This window comes from uncultured Plantibacter sp. (genome assembly GCF_963518075.1).
Taxonomy (GTDB): Bacteria; Actinomycetota; Actinomycetes; order Actinomycetales; family Microbacteriaceae; genus Plantibacter; species Plantibacter flavus_A.
The window spans coordinates 120,828-137,031 of the sequence record NZ_CAUQHZ010000009.1 but is presented as its reverse complement, the minus strand read 5'-3'; the positions used below and the strand labels follow the sequence as shown (position 1 = coordinate 137,031).

Below are 16,204 nucleotides of genomic sequence, written 5' to 3'. Positions count from 1 at the left end.
CGGGTGGCCCGGGCGTCCGGCTCGAGCCGGTGCTCGGGAAGGTGGTCAGCGGACGACGTCGGGTTCGACGACCGAGTAGGTGACCCGCACGCCGGCCGCCGTCTGCTCGACGCGGTCGGCCGCGTAGTCGCCCTGGATCGAGCGGATGGAGTCGGCCAGACGGCCGTCGCCCACCTCGGTGCCGGTGCGGAGCACCATCGTCCGACGCACGTCGCCCGTCTCGCCGTCGAGCACCGGAGTGCTCTCGAGCCGGACCGGCGTCGTGGCGAGTACCTGGCCGAGCGCCAGGAGGGCGCGGGAGTCGAGCTGGCCGTCGCTGAGGGTCTGCGCGGCCTCCGCCGAGACGCTGAGCGAGGGGTTCAGCAGGAGCTGCGCACCGAGCGCCGCCCGAGCCGCCGTGCGCCCGGCAGCCTGTTCGGCCGCCGCGTCGAGACCGTCGGCGTCGATGCGGCGGACCTCGACGGCCTGCGTCCCGGAGCCGAAGGTCGCGACGAGCTCGGAGTTGTCGATCGCACCCTTCACCTCGGGGAAGGTGGTCGGGAAGGTCCGCATCGAATCGGTCGTGACGATGTAGTCGGCGTCGCGCCAGCCGTTGGGTGACTGGGCCTGGACGGCGGAGTCGGTGTCCATCTTGTAGTACCAGATGACGTTGTCACGATCGAAACCGCTCTCGACGAGGTCGACCCACATCGCGTCGTCGACGATCACGCGGGACTCCTTCGGCACATTGGTCTGGACCCACTGCTGGGCCTGCCGGACCGGCTTGTCGAGGTCGGCGAGGAGGAAGCCGCGGAGCTGGGTCGCCGTGTTGGGGACGGCGACGACGGCTGCAGCGAGCACCGCGGTGACCCAGACGGCTCCGGCAGCACGTCCGCCGAGGAGACGACGGCGCTGCGCTCCGGCCTCGACGGTCGAGCGGCGACGGAACCGGCGGATGGCGGCGCCGGTCACGCCCATGATGAGGATCGCCATGAACGGCAGCAGCATGATGACGTACGGCACCGGCAGGTAGCCGCCCGGGCGCAGCATGAACAGGCCGAGGAAGACGGTCATCGCGGCGATGACACGCAGTCGCGAGATGAAGAGCCCGGCGACGGCGGCCACCGCTCCGGCGACGAGGAATGCCGCGTCCAACTGCCACCACATGCCGAGGGTCTTCGCCGACAGGCTCTCCGGGTCGAACAGCGACCCGCTCGTGACGCGGGATCCGAGCTGGAAGAAGACGCCGCCGAGGAGGCTCACCCGGTCAGGGCCGGGGATGAGTTCGCCCTTGATGGCGGCGAAGAGCACGTAGGTGAAGCCGATGACGACGACGATGGTCGCGGCGACCGGCAGCGTGTACCGGCGGGTCTCCTTCCGAGCCGCGCGCCACATGGTCCAGGCGAGGAAGGGCAGGGCGAGCAGGAAGGTCTCCTTGCTCAGCACGGCGATGCCGAACGCGGCGGCGGCACCCGCGAAGCCGACGAGCTGGTGCTTGCGGCTCGTCGCGAGGATGAAGGCACCGAGGAGCCAGGGCACCGCGACGTTGTCGAGGTAGACGGTGCGGTGGAACTGCACCGCGAGCGGCGAGATCGCGAACACGAGCGCGGCGAGGGCGGCCATGGCCCGGCTGAGGTGCAGGCGGCGGGCGAGGACCCACACGAGCACGACGGCGATGAGCGTCGCGACGAGCATGGCCTCACGTGCCGCGATCACGGCGATGTCGTAGCGGTCGAACGCACCCGTCAGCCCCGTGTAGGCCGCGATCTGCAGCCAGCCGAGCGGCGGGTGGTCGTACCAGTAGGTGTAGTGGGCGAGTTCGCCGAGCTTCAGCACGCTCCACGCCTGGGCGGTGTAGGTGCCCTCGTCGTCGATGCGCTGCGGGGATCCGCCCATATTCATGGCCTGTACGACGGCGGCGATGGCGAGCACGGGCAGGAGGAAGGCCAGGGTGCGACCGTGGCGCGAGAGCCAGCGGCGCACGACGCCGGGGCCTCGCTTCGTCGGTGGCCCGGAGGCGAGCCAGCTGAGGCGGTCGCTCTCCAGGTGGAGCTCTGGTCGGCCTGGGGCGGCCGGGCGTTCGAGGATGCCGGTCATCGGGTTGCTCCGTTCTGGAGGACGAGCTCGGGCGCGCGGTCGGGCAGGTCGACGGAGACGGGAGCGGCCTCGGTGGCCTCGGCGACCTCCTCGCTGCGGTGGGCACCGGTGTGTTCCGTCTTCTCCCAGGAGTGGTCGCCCTTCCACTCGCGGAAGACGGAACGGACGGCGGCCAGGCCGAGGAAGATCTGGTACGGGAAGGTGCCGAGGATCAGCCGGGCGTAGTCGCGGAGGCGGACCTTCTGGCCGTAGAGGCGGCCGAACTCACCGAGCCCGGAGGCTTCCACCGCGAGGGTGACGATCGTCGGCGCGAGCGGGATGAAGGTGAGAAGGGCGATCGGTGCGGGCACCTTCGCGAACAGCACCAGCAAGACGGAGACGGGGATGAGGAGGCCGGTCGCCGCCTGGAGGAACGGCATCGACAGCAGGTATCGCGCGAACATGCGCTGACGGAACGTCGGCAGCTTGCGCCACTCGCCCTTCTTCAGGACCTGCAGGAACCCCTGGTTCCAGCGCGTGCGCTGCTTGTAGAGCGACTGCAGGGTGCCTGGGGTCTCCTCGCGGGTGACGACCTCCGGGCTGTAGGCCACGACGACCGTCGCGCCGGCGCTCGAGAGTCGGACGCCGAGCTCGCAGTCCTCGGCGAGGCAGCCGTCGTCCCAGCCCTCCGACCAGTCGAGCCAGGTCTTCTTCACGAACACCGTGTTGCCGCCGAGCGGGATGAAGCGGGAGTTCGCGTGGAAGTGCAGGCGCGACCGGAACCAGAAGTAGTACTCGAGCACGTTCCGGAGCGACCACCAGCTCGACTGGAAGTTCATGAGCTGCACGCCACCCTGGACGACGTCGGCGCCGCTCTCGGTGAAGCGGGAGTCCACGAGCGTGAGCAGGCGCGGATGCACCTCGTCCTCGGCGTCGAACACGCCCACGACGTCGCCCCGGGCGATCTGCAGCGCCCGGTTGAGCGCCTTGGGCTTGTTCTTCGGCACGCTGTCGTCGACGACGACTTTGATGAGGTCGGGGTGCCGCGCGGCGGCCTCGCGGACGACGCGCTCGGTCCCCGGGTCGTCGTGGCCCACGATCGCGATGATCTCGAAGTCGGGGTGGTCCTGTTCGGCGAGGCGGTCGAGGGTCTGACCCATGACCTCCTCCTCATGCCGACCGGGGACGAGCAGGGTGAAGGAGTGCTTGGCGGGCAGCGGGACCGCGGCGAACCCCGTGTTCTTCAGGTGGCCGGTCGACCGCCAGGCGTGGAGCATCCAGTAGAGCGTGGTCACGGCGATGATCGTCAGCGCGGCGGCGAACAGCAGCATGGTGCCGTAGCCGAGCCACTCGCCGATGCTCCAGGAGCCGGGGTCGGCCGCCGACGCCGGGTCCACCAGGGTGCCGCGGTTCGGCAGCGGTTCCGTGGGTGCCGCGGGCTGCGGGGTCAGCAGGGGAGCGGGCTCGTCCGCGGCGGCGAACGGGCGGGCGGGGATGAGCGCGAGCGCTCCGAGCAGCGGTGCGAGTGCGGGTGCCATCAGGACAGGCCTCCAGAGGTCGGCAGTGCGTGGGTCGGTGCGGATCGACGAGTGGTCGTGGTGCGCGGTGCGGCGGCGGGTGCCGGCGCGGCCGGGCTCGAAACGGAGGTTTCCTGCGACGTCGTGCTCCGACGGCGACCGGTCGCCGACTCGGCGGGTCGGAAGACGACGTAGCGGTAGGCGAGGAACCGGAACACCATGCCGAGGACGAGTCCGACGCCGTTGCCCGCGATGTTGTCGGCGAGCGGGGTGGTGTAGCCGAGGACGTAGTGCGAGACGAACAGACAGCCCGCGGCGATCCCGAGGCCCAGGACGTTCATGAGCGCGAAGAGGGCGCCCTCCTTCCACACCGCGCGGCGGTGCTCGGTCCGGAAGGTCAGCGCCCGGTTGCCGAGCCAAGCGACGACCGTGGCGACGGCGACGGAGATCACCTTCGCTCCGATCGGCTTGTCGTCGAGCACGGTGAACCGCAGGAGGTTGTACACACCGACGTCCACGACGAACGCGGTGCCGCCGACGAGGCCGAAGGTGACCAGCTGGGAGACGAGCTTGGGCAGTCGCAACGGCTGGCGTACACGGCGTGGACGTGTTCCCGGAGCGACGGATCGTTCGGAAAGGGACGGCTGGCTCGGGTGCACGACGGAAGATTCGGGCTTCACGGTCATGCACGCCGTTCGGGGGCAGCGGGAAGCCCGGTTTGGTCGAGGCGACCGCAGCTCAGGGCTTTGCCAGGTTCATGAAACAGGGCCGAAATCCCTTGATTTTCCGCGGAAGTTGACATACTCGCGAGGCCATGGGGGACAACACCGCGGACCCCTGAACTGGGCTGCCGCCCGCCCGTCAACCGGCACGACGGCGATCCCTCGGTCGCCTACGATGGGGGCAACGCCCGGTGTGCTCGGGCGTCGCGTCGCCCTGATTCCCGGGTGCGCGAGGACGACCGGCACAGAGGGAGACATCTGGTGGGAAAGCTGATCTACGGGAGTTCATCGCGTGAGCTCGAACTCGACGACCGGATGCTCGCGCATGTGAAGTCGATCGCGGTCATGAAACTGCGGCGCAACGAGTCCTTCACGATCTCCTGGCCGCGCTCACTCGAGACCGGTGGCGGACGCGTGACGATCTGGGTGCACCCGTCGATCTCGCTGCAGTTCGAGTTCGACCAGGAGCAGCGTCCCGAGCTCAACCGCAGCTGGCTCGAGTCGATGATGCAGGACGCCAACAAGACCGGCGACCTCGCGATCGGCCGTGAGGTCCCCGACATCGACGAGCGGGCGCGCCCGACCAACGTCAGCGAGCCCCGCCCCCGGAAGTCGTCCGCGTGAGCGATCGGGTGATCGTCCTCACCGGTGCGAGCGACGGCATCGGCGCTGCGGCTGCGAAGGCGTTGACGGACGCGGGCGAGCAGGTCGTGGTGGTCGGGCGGTCACCGGAGAAGACGGCAGCCGTCGCGCGACGGATCGGGGCTGCATCGTTCATCTGCGACTTCGCCGAGCTGGCACAGGTTCGCCTCCTCGCCGAGCATCTCCTCGAGCAGTACCCGCGGATCGACGTCCTCGCCAACAACGCCGGCGGCATCTTCGGTGCCGACCGCCGGGTCACGACGGACGGCCATGAGCAGACGTTCCAGATCAACTATCTGGCACCCGCGCTCCTCACCCATCTCCTGCTCGACCGCCTCGTCGAGTCCGAGGCGACGGTCATCAACACCTCGAGCGTCGCCAACCGCCTGTTCGGGAAGCTCGACCTCGACGACCTCGACGCCGAACGCTCCTATTCGCCCACGCGCGCCTACGGCAACGCGAAGCTCGCGCAGATCCTCTTCACGAAGGAGCTCGACCGCCGGTACGGCCCGCGCGGCCTGTCCGCGGCGGCGTTCCACCCAGGGGTCATCTCGACGAACTTCTCCAGCTCGCCCGACGGCGCGATGCGGTTCCTCTATGCGAACCCGCTCGGGCGTCGCCTGCTGAACACCCCCGAGGAGGGCGCCGACACGCTCTTCTGGCTGGCCGAGAGTCAGCCAGGACTCGACTGGACCTCGGGCGGCTACTTCGCGAAGCGGAAGCCCGCACGCACGAACAAGCTCGCCGCCGACGTCGCCCTCGCCCGCGGGCTCTGGGAACGGACCGAGGAGATGCTCGCCGAGCACCGCTGAGCGGTCCCGCCGGTTCACCGCAGCGGCTCCCGCGTCCCCGGGTGGTGGTGACGGGAGCCTAGGCTGGTGGGATGCGATGGAACGAATGGACGACGGCGCTCGTCGTCGCCGGGGTCCTCGCCCTCGCCGCGGTGCTGATGCTCCTGATCCTCGGACCCGAGGCGCCGGTCGTGTGGGGACTCGTCTCCGGGGTGCTGCTCGCCCTCGTCGTCGGTGCCATGGCGTTCGTCAAGCGCGAGCGCTGACTGGGGCGATCCCGAGAAGGCCTGGGCGAGTCGGGCGACGGTGCGCGAGGATGGACCAATGACGACGAAGCGCATCCTGTTCATCGGCGGCAGTGGCATCATCTCCTCGGCGTCGGTCGCCAGAGCGGTGTCGCTCGGCCATGACGTCACCGTCCTGAACCGCGGCCTGTCCCACGTCCGCCCCCTCCCCGAGGAGGTCGAGCTCCTCCGCGCGGACGTGCGCGACACCGACGCGGTGACCGAGACGCTCGGCTCGCGCGAGTTCGACGTCGTGGCGCAGTTCACCGCGTTCACGCCACCGCAGGTGCAGGCGGACATCGACCGCTTCGCCGGTCGGATCGGCCAGTACGTGTTCATCAGCTCCGCATCCGCATACCAGAAGCCGCCACAGCGCCTGCCCGTGGTCGAGTCGACGCCGCTCCGGAACCCGTTCTCCCAGTACGCGCGCGACAAGATCTCCTGCGAGGATGTCCTCGTCCACGCCTACCGCGAGCAGGGGTTCCCGGCGACGATCGTGCGCCCGTCGCACACCTACGACCGTACGCTCATCCCGACGATGGGCCGACGCACCGACCTCGACCGCATGCGCGCGGGCAAGCCGGTGGTCGTGCACGGCGACGGGACGACCCTCTGGACCATCACCCACACCGCGGACTTCGCGGTCGGGTTCGTCGGCCTGCTGGGTCGCCGCGACGTGCTCGGGGAGGCCTTCCACATCACGGGCGACCACGCACCGAGCTGGAACGACATCACCCGGTGGATCGCGGAGGCGGCGGGCGTGGAGGCCGACATCGTGCACGTGCCGTCCGACGTCATCGCGGAGGTCCACCCGCCACTCGGGCCGACGCTCCTCGGCGACAAGGCGTTCCCGATGGTCTTCGACAACACGCGCATCCGCAGTCTCGTCCCGGAGTTCCGGCCCACCATCCCGTTCTGGGACGGCGCGGCGGAGATGGTCGCGTTCCACGACGCGAACCCGCACTGGCAGCCGGCCGAACCGGAGCTCGACGCGGCTTTCGACCGGATGGTCGCCGCCGTCGGGCGCTGAGCCCGTCGACAAGCTCAGGGACCGGCGGGTGCGGCTCAGGGACCGGCGGGGGTGGCCTCCGCGGCCCGGAGGTCCTTCCGGAGGATCTTCCCCGACGCCGACTTCGGGATGGCGTCGACGAAGGCCACGCGCCGGATCTTCTTGTGCGGGGCGACGCGCTCCGTGACCCACGCCATGAGCGCCTCGGCCGTGACGTCCTGGCCCGGTTGCAGGACCACGAAGGCCTTCGGCACCTCCTGGCCCTCGTCGTCGGGCACCCCGATGACGGCCGCGTCGGCGATCGCCGGGTGGCCGAGCAGCAGCGCCTCGAGCTCCGCCGGGGCCACCTGGTAGCCGTGGTACTTGATGAGCTCCTTCAACCGCTCGATGATGCGCACGGTGCCGTCACCGCGGACCGTCGCGATGTCGCCGGTGTGGAGGAATCCGTCGGCCTCGAGGGTCTCGCGAGTGGCCTCCTCGTTGCCGAGGTACCCGAGCATGACGTTCGGCCCCGCGCAGAGCAGCTCGCCCGCCGCGCTCTCCTCGTCCGAGCCCTCGGCCGGGTAGTCCACCTCGGCGCCGGTCTCGGGATCGACGATCCGGCACTGCATGTTCGGCAGCGTCGTGCCGACGCTGTCGAGCGACGCCCCCTCGGCCTGGAACGCGATCGCGTGGCTGACCGGGCTGAGCTCCGTCATGCCGTAGCCCTGCCGCATCCGACAGCCGAGGCGGTCCTCGACCGCCCGCCCGAGCGTCGCGTCCAGCGGTGCCGCACCCGAGAAGATCGTGTGGACGCTCGAGAGGTCGAACTCGTCGACGAGCGGGTGCTTCGCGAGTGCCACCGCGATCGGCGGGGCGATGAACACGTAGCTGCACCGGAAGTCCTGGATGATCCGGAGGAACTCAGCCAGGTCGAACCGCGGCATGGTCACGAGGGAGGCCCGCCGCGACAGCGCGAGGTTGAGCAGCACCGTCATGCCGTAGATGTGGAAGAACGGCAGGACCGCGAGGATCCGGTCGTCGGCGACCATGCCGAGCTGCGGGATCGACTGCTGCACGTTCGCGACGAGGTTCCGATGCGAGAGCATCACGCCCTTCGGCCGACCCGTCGTGCCGGAGGAGTAGGGCAGCACCGCCACGTGCGTGACCGGGTCGAACGAGACGTCCGGCGCGGGGAGGCGGCGCATGAGGAGGTCGCTCAGCGACGCGTGCCCCTCCGCGCCGTCGAGGACGACGACGCGGTCGGAGGGGATGCCGCAGGCGCTCGCCGCAGCCCAGGCCTGGGGGAGCAGCGGCGAGACGGTGAACAGCATCGTCGCGCCGGCGTCGCGCAGCTGCGCCTCGATCTCCTCGGCGTTGTAGAGGCCGTTCACCGTCGTCGCCGTCGCGCCCGCGCGCAGGATGCCGTGGAACACGGTCGCGAAGGCGGGGACGTTCGGCGCGTGGAGGGCGACGACGTCGCCGACCCCGATGCCGGCCGCCGCGAGGGCGCCGGCCAGGGCGTTGATCTGGCCGATGAGCTGTCGATAGCTCGTCTCGGCGCCGGTCGTGCCGTCGCGGAGGGCGATGCGGTCGAGGTCGCTCGGGGCGATGCCGCCGAACAGGGCGTCGTAGACACTCACGTCGGGGATCTCGACGTCGGGATGCGGGCTGGTGAACACGAGTGATCTCCTTCGAACACCGGTGATGGTGGAGTGAGTCTATCCACGCCGGGTGCTCGTTAGGCTGAACCCGTGAACGCGTCCCGCCCCATCCTCGGTCTCCTGCTCGACGTCGACGGCCCCATCGCCAGTCCGATCACTCGGACGATCAACCTCCCGAGCATCGCGCAGGACCTCGCGACGCTCGCGAACGCCGGGGTCCCGATCGCCTTCAACACCGGGCGGAGCGACGCGTTCCTCCGCGAGGTGGTCGTCCCACCGCTCCTGGCCGCCGGGCTCGCGGACGACGTCCGGCTCTACGGCATCTGCGAGAAGGGTGCCGTGTGGTTCGGCTTCTCGGCGGCCGGGGTCGACGAGCTGAGCCTCGATCAGGACGTCGCGATGCCGGAGGGCTACGGCGATGCCATCGAACGCCTCGTCGACGAACGGTACGCCGAGACGGTGTTCTTCGACCACACCAAGCGCGCAATGGTCTCGGTCGAGCAGCACGTCGAGGTGCCGGCAGCGGACTACGCCCTCGTGCGGAAGCACTTCGACGACGACGCCCGAGCCGAGCTCGCCCGACGCGGGTTCGGCGTCGATCACGCCCCCGGCCGCTACCCGGACGACGCCGGCCTCGTGCAGTACCGCATCGATCCCACGATCATCTCCACCGACATCGAGTCGGTCCGGCTCGGCAAGGACCTCGGCGCCGAGCGCGCGCTCGAACTCCTCGAAGCCGACGGTGGTGCGCTCCCACTCGCCTGGCGCACGGTCGGCGACTCCCGGAGCGACTACGCGATGGCCGACTGGTTGTTCGAGCACGGGTACGACGTCGCGCACGTGGACGTCCGTCCCGCCGACGGCGTCCCCGAGAAGCCCTACCCGGTGCTGACCCACCCGACGCTCATCCACGACGAGGCCGGCGCGGCCTTCCTGGCCCGCTGGGTCGCCATGGTGCAGGGGACCGCGACCGACGACGCCGACGTCAGCTGACCATGGTCGGCGACGAGGGACGTCCGACGGGCCGCCGTCGACCCGGTCCGACGACGGAGCGCGGGCTCGACCGCGTCGTCAACTTCAGCGACGCCGTCGTCGCGATCGCGATCACGCTGATCATCCTCCCGCTCGTCGACCTCGCCCAGGAACACGACGACGGCTCCGTGCTCGCGTTCTTCGGCCACAATTGGACCGGCCTCGCCGCGGCCGCGCTGAGCTTCGTCGTCATCGCCAACTTCTGGCGCGACCACCACCGCCTGTTCGAGCGCACCGCCGGATACTCGACGCGGCTCGTGACCCTGAACTTCGTCTGGCTCGCCGGGATCGTGTTCCTGCCGCTGCCGACGGTGCTCCTCTTCGACGGGACGGGCGACGACCGCGGAGCCCCCACGCTCTACATCGCGACGATGCTCGTCTCGATGGTCGCGGTACGACTCCAGCAGATGGTCGTCGAGCGGGACGGGCTGCTCAGCGAGGAAGCGGCAGCTGCGCCGCGCCAACCATGGGTGCTCGTGTGGTTCCCGACCGGCCTGATGCTGCTCGCCGGCGTCCTGGCCGCGACGGTGCCGGGGCTCGGCGCCCAGGCGCTGTACCTCCTGCTGCTGTCGATCCCGATCGGGTGGATCGGCAGTCGGCGGCACCACCGGGGCGACCCCGGTTCCTGAGCCCGTTCCGGTCCCTGAGCCTGTCGAAGGGCGGGGTGGGGCCGTCGGGGCTGCACTTCGACAGGCTCAGTGACCGGGGATTGTCGCTCGGTGACCGGCGGGGCGGCTCGGTGGCCGGCGCTGCGCCGTCGGGTCAGGTCTGGCAGTGGGGACACCAGTAGGTGTCGCGGAGGGCGGTCGGGTCGGCGCCGAGCTTGCCCCGCTGGATCCGGGTGCCGCACCGCAGGCAGCGCTGGCCGTCGCGCCCGTACACCCAGGTCTTCCGGCCGGGCCTCGTGTCGCCCGTCGTGACCCGGTTGCGGCGGTCGCGATTGGCGTTGATGAGCCGGTAGCCGAGTCGGACGGCACCCGGCAGGTCGACCTCGGCGGTGGGCCTCGTCGGGAGGACGCCTCGGATGAAGCACAGCTCGTTGACGTACTCGTTGCCGAGCCCCGCGAGGTTGCGCTGGTCGAGCAGCGCGACGTGGATCTCGCGGCCGTCGGCCTCCAGGTTGTGGATGGCACGCTCCTCGTCCCAATCCGGACCGAGGAGGTCGGGACCGAGCCAGCCGAAGCGCTCCTCGTCCTCGCGGGAGGGGAACACCTCGACGAGGCCGAGTTCGAACCCGACCGTCACCCAGTGCTGCGTCGACACGATCGCGCGCGCCTTCCAGGCCGGCCGCCGCCAGTGCTCGCCCGGCTGGTAGACGTGCCACAGCCCCTCCATCTTGAGGTGCGTGTGGAGGGTGTGGTCGCCGATGTGGTGCAGGAGGTGCTTGCCGCGGGGGATGACGTCGTGGACGACGTCGCCCCGGAGGTCGACGGTCGCGAAGGCGGGCACCCGCAGGTCGAAGCCGGTGACGACCTCGCCGGCGAGCGCCTGCCGCAACCGGTGCGCGGCTTGGAAGACCGTGTCACCCTCTGGCATGAACCGCTCCGTCCGTTCCGGCTACGGTGCCACCGGCAGGGTGTCCGGCGCAACCCGTGGCGGAACGGTAGCGCGCAAGTTCACCCACGCCGGAGCCGCAATCCACGTGGTGTCTCGACGAACCCGGCGTCGCGGAGGGCGTGGCCCGTCGGGGTGCCGAGCACGAAGGCGCCGTTGACCTGCTCGATGCCGAGCTTCTCGATGCGACCCGCTCGCACCGTCGCCGCCAGGGAACGCGCCCCGGCACGGAGCTGGTCGTCGTCCTCCGAGAACACGAGCGCCGTCTTGCCGCCGCGTTCCAGGTAGTAGACCGGTGCTCCGTCGACGAGGACGACGAGCGCACCCGCCTTCCGACCCGGGCGGTGTTTCACCCCGGTGACCTCCTGCCCCGGCCACCCGAGGGCGGCGCCGTACGGGTTCGCCGGGTCGGTCGCGGCGAGGGTGACGGCGTCGAGCGGTGGTTCGTCATCGGTCCGGATGAATCCGCGCAGGCGGTCGACGGTGCCCGAGGAGGCGAACTGGGCCCCGCCGAGGCGCTCCACGAAGTACCCGCGACGGCAGCGGCCGTTCTCCTCGAACTGCTTGAGCACGCGGTAGGCGAGGGCGAAACCGCCCGTCACCCCCTCCGCGACGACGGAGCCGCGGGTGACGACGCCGTAGCGCTCGAGCAGGGTCTCGCCCGTGGCGACGGCTCGGATGGTGGCGTCCTGCTCGGCCAGCGGCAGGATCGACCACCGTCCGCCGAGCGTCTGACTCGCCCGCGTCGACATCGAAGGACGTTGCAGGTTGCGCCCGCGGTACAGCTTCGATCGCGGGGTCTGCCGTTGCACCCGGTGCGCCGAGTTCCCCGAACCGGAGCCGACGAGCGTGCGGAGTGGGGAGAGGGTGTCGTTGGTGACGAGCCCGGCCCACACGAGCTCCCAGAGGGCGTCGACGAGAAGTTTGTCGTCCGTCGAGCCGACCGACTCCGCGAGCTGCCGGAAGAAGTACGCACCGCCCCCACCGAGCGTCGCGAGCAACTCGGTCTGCAGGGCGTCGGGTGTGTGCGGCGTCGGAGCGAGCGGCAGCGTGAGTGGTGCCGTGTCGGCGAGGTGGAGCGCGACCCAACCGTCGTTGCCGGGGATCGAACCGCTGCCCGACCACACGACCTCGCCCGTCGCGGTGAGCTCGTCGAGCATCGCGGGACTGTAGTCGGCGACGCGCGAAGGCAGGATCAGCGACTCCCAGGCCGACGCCGGGATGGGCGCACCGGCGAGCTGGTCGATGACCGTCGCGACGCCGTCGACACCGCGCAGCGTCCCGCCGAGGTGCTGCCACACCGGCAGGAATCGGGCGAACGCCTGCTGCTCGACCGGCTCGACCTCGTGCCGCAGAGCGGCCAGCGATCGGATGCGGAGCTTACGCAGCACGCCGGCGTCGCACCACTCCGTCGCGTCGGTGGGGCCGCGGTCGGTGTCGTCGCCCTCGCCCACCTGCTGCCTGCCGGCGGGGAGGAATTCGCCCTTGACCACGCGTCCGGCGTCGGCCAATCGGGCGAGCGTGTGCTGGACCACCGCCGTCCCGAGACCGAAGCGCCTGGCCGTCTGTCCGGTCGTGAACGGCCCGTGCGTGCGCGCGTGGCGCGCGAGGAGGTCGCCCAGCGGGTCGGCGACCGGCTCGGTGAACGCGACCGGTACGCCGATGGGCAGCGGGGTGCCCAGGGCGTCGCGGAGTCGTCCGGCGTCCTCGATCGCGGCGAAGCGCTCTTCGCCGGCGATCGGGACGCGGATGACGCGCTTCGAGCGTTCGAGTTCGGCGACGGCGGCCGCCGAGCGAGCCGGATCCGGGGACCAGGCTTGCGGGTCGTCGCCGCGACTCGCCTCGCCGTCGGTGGAGACGGTGACGCCGTCGAAGGTCGTCCGGGCTGCGATCTCGTCGATGGTGAGCGGGCCGAGCATCCGCAGCGCGTCGGCGACGCCCTCGACCCCCTTGAGTCGTCGCTCGGGGTCGAGACGCTGCAGCTCGAGCGCGGTCTGTTCGATGACACCCGGGTCGAGCAGCTCGCGGAGTTCCACGCGGCCGAGGAGTTCGCCCAGCATGGTGCTGTCGACCGCGAGTGCGGCGGCCCGGCGCTCGGCCAACGGGCTGTCGCCCTCGTACATGAACGCGCCGACGTAGCCGAACAGGAGTGAACGGGCGTAGGGCGAGGGCTGATCCGTCGTGGTCTCGACGATGCGGATCGCGCGCGACTGCAGCTCGCGCGCGAGGTGGTCGAGGGCCGGGAGGTCGTAGACGTCCTGCAGACACTCGCGGAGCGTCTCGAGGATGATCGGGAACGTCGGGTACTGCTTCGCGACCTCGAGGAGCTGTGCCGAGCGCTGGCGCTGCTGCCAGAGCGGCGAGCGTTTCTGCGGCGAGTAGTTCGGGAGCAGCAGCGCACGGGCGGCGCACTCGCGGAACCGTGAGGCGAACAGCGCCGAGCCACCGACCTCCTGCGTGACGAGGGCGTCGAGCTCCTCCGGTTCGAAGACGAAGAGCTCGGCTCCCGGCGGCTCGCTCTCGGTGTCGGGCAGGCGGACGATGATGCCGTCGTCGCTCGCCACCGCCGAGCCGTCGACCCCCAGACGCTCCTGCACCCGGGCTCCGACCGCGAGCGCCCAGGGCGCGTGCACACGGAGTCCGTAGGGGGAGTGGAGGATGACCCGCCAGTCGCCGAGTTCGTCGCGCGAGCGTTCGACGACGAGGGTCGTGTCGTTGGGGACGACGCCCGTCGCCTCGCGTTGCTCGCGGACGTAGGCGACGAGGTTGCTGATGGCCCGCTCGTCGAGGCCGGCTGCCTCGAGACGTGGGGTGGACCCCGTGCCGGTGGTGTCGAGCTCGCGCACGAAGGCGCCGATGGCGCGACCGAGCTCGGCCGGGCGTCCGATGCCGTCGCCCTTCCAGAACGGCAGTCGCCCCGGCTGACCGAACGCCGGGGTCACGAGCACGCGGTCGTGGGTGATCTCCTGGATGCGCCAGCTCGTGGCGCCGAGGGCGAAGACGTCGCCGACGCGGGACTCGTAGACCATCTCCTCGTCGAGCTCGCCGACGCGCGCGCCGGCGCCGGACTCGCCGACCATGAACACGCCGAAGAGCCCGCGGTCGGGGATGGTGCCGCCGCTCGTGACGGCCAGGCGCTGGGCTCCCGGCCGACCGGTCAGCACCCCGGCGTCGCGATCCCAGACGATCCGCGGCCGTAGTTCGGCGAAGGCGTCGGAGGGGTAGCGTCCGGCCAGGAGGTCGAGCGTCGCCTCGAAGGCCGAGCGGGGCAGGGAGGCGAACGGGGCACTGCGCTTGACCGTCTCGAACCAGTCCTCCACGCCGAGTTCGTCGAGCGCGACCGCCGCGACCGTCTGTTGCGCGAGGATGTCGAGCGGGTTCGAGGGGACCTCGATCGCCTCGATGAGCCCGGCCTCCATCCGCTCGGTCGCGACCGTGGTGCTGATGAGGTCGGCGCGGTGCTTCGGGAACAGGACGCCTCGGGAGACCTCGCCCACCTGGTGGCCGGCGCGGCCGACCCGCTGCAGGCCGCTCGCGACGCTCGGCGGGGACTCCACCTGGATGACGAGGTCGACCTCGCCCATGTCGATGCCGAGCTCGAGGCTCGAGGTCGCGACCACGCAGCGCAGGCGGCCGGACTTGAGGTCCTCCTCGATGCCCGCGCGCTGCTCCTTGGAGACGGAACCGTGGTGGGCGCGTGCGAGGAGCGGGATGTCGTCGTCGCTCTCCTCGGTGGTCGGCCGGGCGGCTGCGGCCGCGACGCTCGTCGAGCCTCGGGTCTGGCCGCTCTGGGCCATGAGCTGCGCCGGTGGACGCCCGGCACCGGGGGTCGTGAGGGTGGCGTCGCTGAGTCTGGCCTCGTTGATCTCGTTGAGCCGGGCCGTGAGCCGCTCCGCCAGACGACGGGAGTTGGCGAACACGATGGTGGATCGGTGCGCGAGCACGCGATCGACGATCGCCTCCTCGACGTGCGGCCAGATGCTGCCGACGCGGTCTTCGCCGCCGCCGTCACTGTTCGGGGTGTAGCCGGTGAACCCGCCACCGCTGCCGTCGTCGTCGGCCTCGCCGGGCGTCCGCATGCCGGCGTCGGGGTCGGTCATGTCGTCGACCGGGACGACCACGTGCAGGTCGAAGGTCTTCGCGGCCGGCGGGGCCACGATCTCGACCGGTGCGCGGCCCCCGAGGAACCGTGCGACCTCCTCGGCGGGGCGCACCGTGGCGGAGAGCCCGATGCGCTGCACCGGCTTCTCGAGCATGGCGTCGAGCCGCTCGAGCGACACCGCGAGGTGCGCGCCTCGCTTGGTCGAGGCGACGGCGTGGATCTCGTCGATGATGACGGTGTCGACCGTGCGGAGGGTTTCCCGCGCCGCACTCGTGAGCATGAGGAAGAGCGACTCGGGGGTGGTGATCAGGATGTCCGGTGGCTCCTTGGCCATCGCCCGGCGGTCGGCGGACGGGGTGTCGCCGGAGCGGACGCCGACACTGATGGTGGGTGGTTCGGTGCCGAGGCGGCGCGCCGCCTGGGCGATGCCGACGAGCGGCGTGCGGAGGTTGCGTTCGACGTCGACGCCGAGGGCCTTCAGTGGCGAGATGTAGAGGACGCGGGTGCCCCGGGAGCGCTCGCGCTGGGCGGCGGCGGCCTCCGCCTCGTCGGCCTCGAGCCCGGTGAGCGGGACGCCGGACCGTGGCCGCACGGCGTGTTCGGCGATGGCCTCGGAGAGCAGACGGTCGATCGACCAGAGGAACGCGGACAGGGTCTTACCCGACCCGGTCGGCGCGACGACGAGCGCGTTGGCGCCGCGGGAGATCGCGTCCCAGGCGCCCGCCTGCGCCGGCGTGGGCGCCACGAACGCCCCCTCGAACCAATCGCGCGTCGCGGGGGAGAAGCGCTCGAGCACCTCGGTCATGCGTTCCATCATCCTGCACCCCACCGACACCGCGACCGGCGTCGCGCG

At 71.0% G+C, this 16,204-nt stretch carries 12 protein-coding genes; 6 read left to right on the top strand and 6 right to left on the bottom strand.

All coding sequences use genetic code 11. The annotated features are described in order from the left end of the window. Nucleotides 1-45: 45 nt before the first annotated feature. From RWN05_RS12170 to RWN05_RS12160, 3 genes are read right to left on the bottom strand one after another with little or no spacing between them, the layout of a single operon-like run. The gene (locus RWN05_RS12170) at nt 46-2,076 is read right to left on the bottom strand and encodes a glycosyltransferase family 39 protein (RefSeq protein WP_314139705.1); all 2,031 of its coding nucleotides are present in this window, start codon (nt 2,074-2,076) and stop codon (nt 46-48) included. Next, nucleotides 2,073-3,593, bottom strand: coding sequence for a glycosyltransferase family 2 protein (locus RWN05_RS12165; RefSeq protein ID WP_064294296.1), 1,521 nt, complete (start codon nt 3,591-3,593; stop codon nt 2,073-2,075). Before RWN05_RS12165 ends, RWN05_RS12170 begins: the two co-directional genes overlap by 4 nt. After that, complete coding sequence (locus tag RWN05_RS12160; RefSeq protein WP_071259623.1) at nt 3,593-4,156, bottom strand: GtrA family protein; 564 nt, start codon at nt 4,154-4,156, stop codon at nt 3,593-3,595. Before RWN05_RS12160 ends, RWN05_RS12165 begins: the two co-directional genes overlap by 1 nt. 399 nt (nt 4,157-4,555) lie before the next feature. Here RWN05_RS12160 and RWN05_RS12155 point away from each other — a divergent pair, with 399 nt between their 5' ends. The 4 genes from RWN05_RS12155 (at nt 4,556) to RWN05_RS12140 (ending at nt 7,041) form a co-directional block, all read left to right on the top strand. Continuing rightward, the gene (locus RWN05_RS12155; RefSeq protein ID WP_064294294.1) at nt 4,556-4,918 is read left to right on the top strand and encodes a hypothetical protein; all 363 of its coding nucleotides are present in this window, start codon (nt 4,556-4,558) and stop codon (nt 4,916-4,918) included. Beyond that, nucleotides 4,915-5,748, top strand: a complete 834-nt coding sequence (locus RWN05_RS12150) for an SDR family NAD(P)-dependent oxidoreductase (RefSeq protein ID WP_071259620.1) — start codon at nt 4,915-4,917, stop codon at nt 5,746-5,748. Before RWN05_RS12155 ends, RWN05_RS12150 begins: the two co-directional genes overlap by 4 nt. A gap of 71 nt (nt 5,749-5,819) precedes the next feature. After that, entirely contained in the window at nt 5,820-5,993 is a 174-nt protein-coding gene (locus tag RWN05_RS12145) for a hypothetical protein (protein ID WP_153303389.1), read from the top strand. Between the two features lie 58 nt (nt 5,994-6,051). Further along, nucleotides 6,052-7,041 carry an SDR family oxidoreductase gene (locus RWN05_RS12140; protein ID WP_314139704.1) on the top strand — a complete coding sequence of 330 codons (990 nt, stop codon included), beginning with the start codon at nt 6,052-6,054 and terminating at the stop codon, nt 7,039-7,041. A gap of 35 nt (nt 7,042-7,076) precedes the next feature. Here the strand turns inward: RWN05_RS12140 and RWN05_RS12135 are convergent, their stop codons facing one another. Next, the gene (locus tag RWN05_RS12135) at nt 7,077-8,681 is read right to left on the bottom strand and encodes an AMP-binding protein (RefSeq protein WP_314139702.1); all 1,605 of its coding nucleotides are present in this window, start codon (nt 8,679-8,681) and stop codon (nt 7,077-7,079) included. Nucleotides 8,682-8,753: 72 nt separating this feature from the next. On the opposite strand from RWN05_RS12135, the gene RWN05_RS12130 reads away from it, so the two are divergent. Next, the gene (locus tag RWN05_RS12130) at nt 8,754-9,656 is read left to right on the top strand and encodes a hypothetical protein (RefSeq protein WP_314139701.1); all 903 of its coding nucleotides are present in this window, start codon (nt 8,754-8,756) and stop codon (nt 9,654-9,656) included. 2 nt (nt 9,657-9,658) lie between these two features. Next, a complete protein-coding gene (locus RWN05_RS12125) occupies nt 9,659-10,324 on the top strand; it encodes a TMEM175 family protein (protein ID WP_314139699.1) in 666 nt (221 codons plus the stop codon). A 133-nt stretch (nt 10,325-10,457) separates the two neighbouring features. On the opposite strand, the gene RWN05_RS12120 is transcribed toward RWN05_RS12125, so the two are convergent. Both RWN05_RS12120 and RWN05_RS12115 read right to left on the bottom strand, forming a co-directional pair. Next, nucleotides 10,458-11,231 (bottom strand): DNA-formamidopyrimidine glycosylase family protein, encoded by a 774-nt coding sequence (locus tag RWN05_RS12120; RefSeq protein ID WP_064294288.1) that lies wholly within the window; start codon nt 11,229-11,231, stop codon nt 10,458-10,460. An 80-nt stretch (nt 11,232-11,311) separates the two neighbouring features. Beyond that, on the bottom strand, nt 11,312-16,156 hold the full coding sequence (locus RWN05_RS12115; RefSeq protein ID WP_314139698.1) for an ATP-dependent helicase: 4,845 nt from the start codon (nt 16,154-16,156) through the stop codon (nt 11,312-11,314). Between the last annotated feature and the right edge of the window lie 48 nt (nt 16,157-16,204).

Excerpts from the sequence above, each read along its gene's own strand:
- RWN05_RS12170 (WP_314139705.1), bottom strand. The coding sequence starts at position 2,076 with ATGACCGGCATCCTCGAACGCCCGGCCGCCCCAGGCCGACCAGAGCTC.
- RWN05_RS12165 (WP_064294296.1), bottom strand. The coding sequence starts at position 3,593 with ATGGCACCCGCACTCGCACCGCTGCTCGGAGCGCTCGCGCTCATCCCC.
- RWN05_RS12145 (WP_153303389.1), top strand. The coding sequence starts at position 5,820 with ATGCGATGGAACGAATGGACGACGGCGCTCGTCGTCGCCGGGGTCCTC.
- RWN05_RS12140 (WP_314139704.1), top strand. The coding sequence starts at position 6,052 with ATGACGACGAAGCGCATCCTGTTCATCGGCGGCAGTGGCATCATCTCC.
- RWN05_RS12125 (WP_314139699.1), top strand. The coding sequence starts at position 9,659 with ATGGTCGGCGACGAGGGACGTCCGACGGGCCGCCGTCGACCCGGTCCG.
- RWN05_RS12120 (WP_064294288.1), bottom strand. The coding sequence starts at position 11,231 with ATGCCAGAGGGTGACACGGTCTTCCAAGCCGCGCACCGGTTGCGGCAG.
- RWN05_RS12115 (WP_314139698.1), bottom strand. The coding sequence starts at position 16,156 with ATGACCGAGGTGCTCGAGCGCTTCTCCCCCGCGACGCGCGATTGGTTC.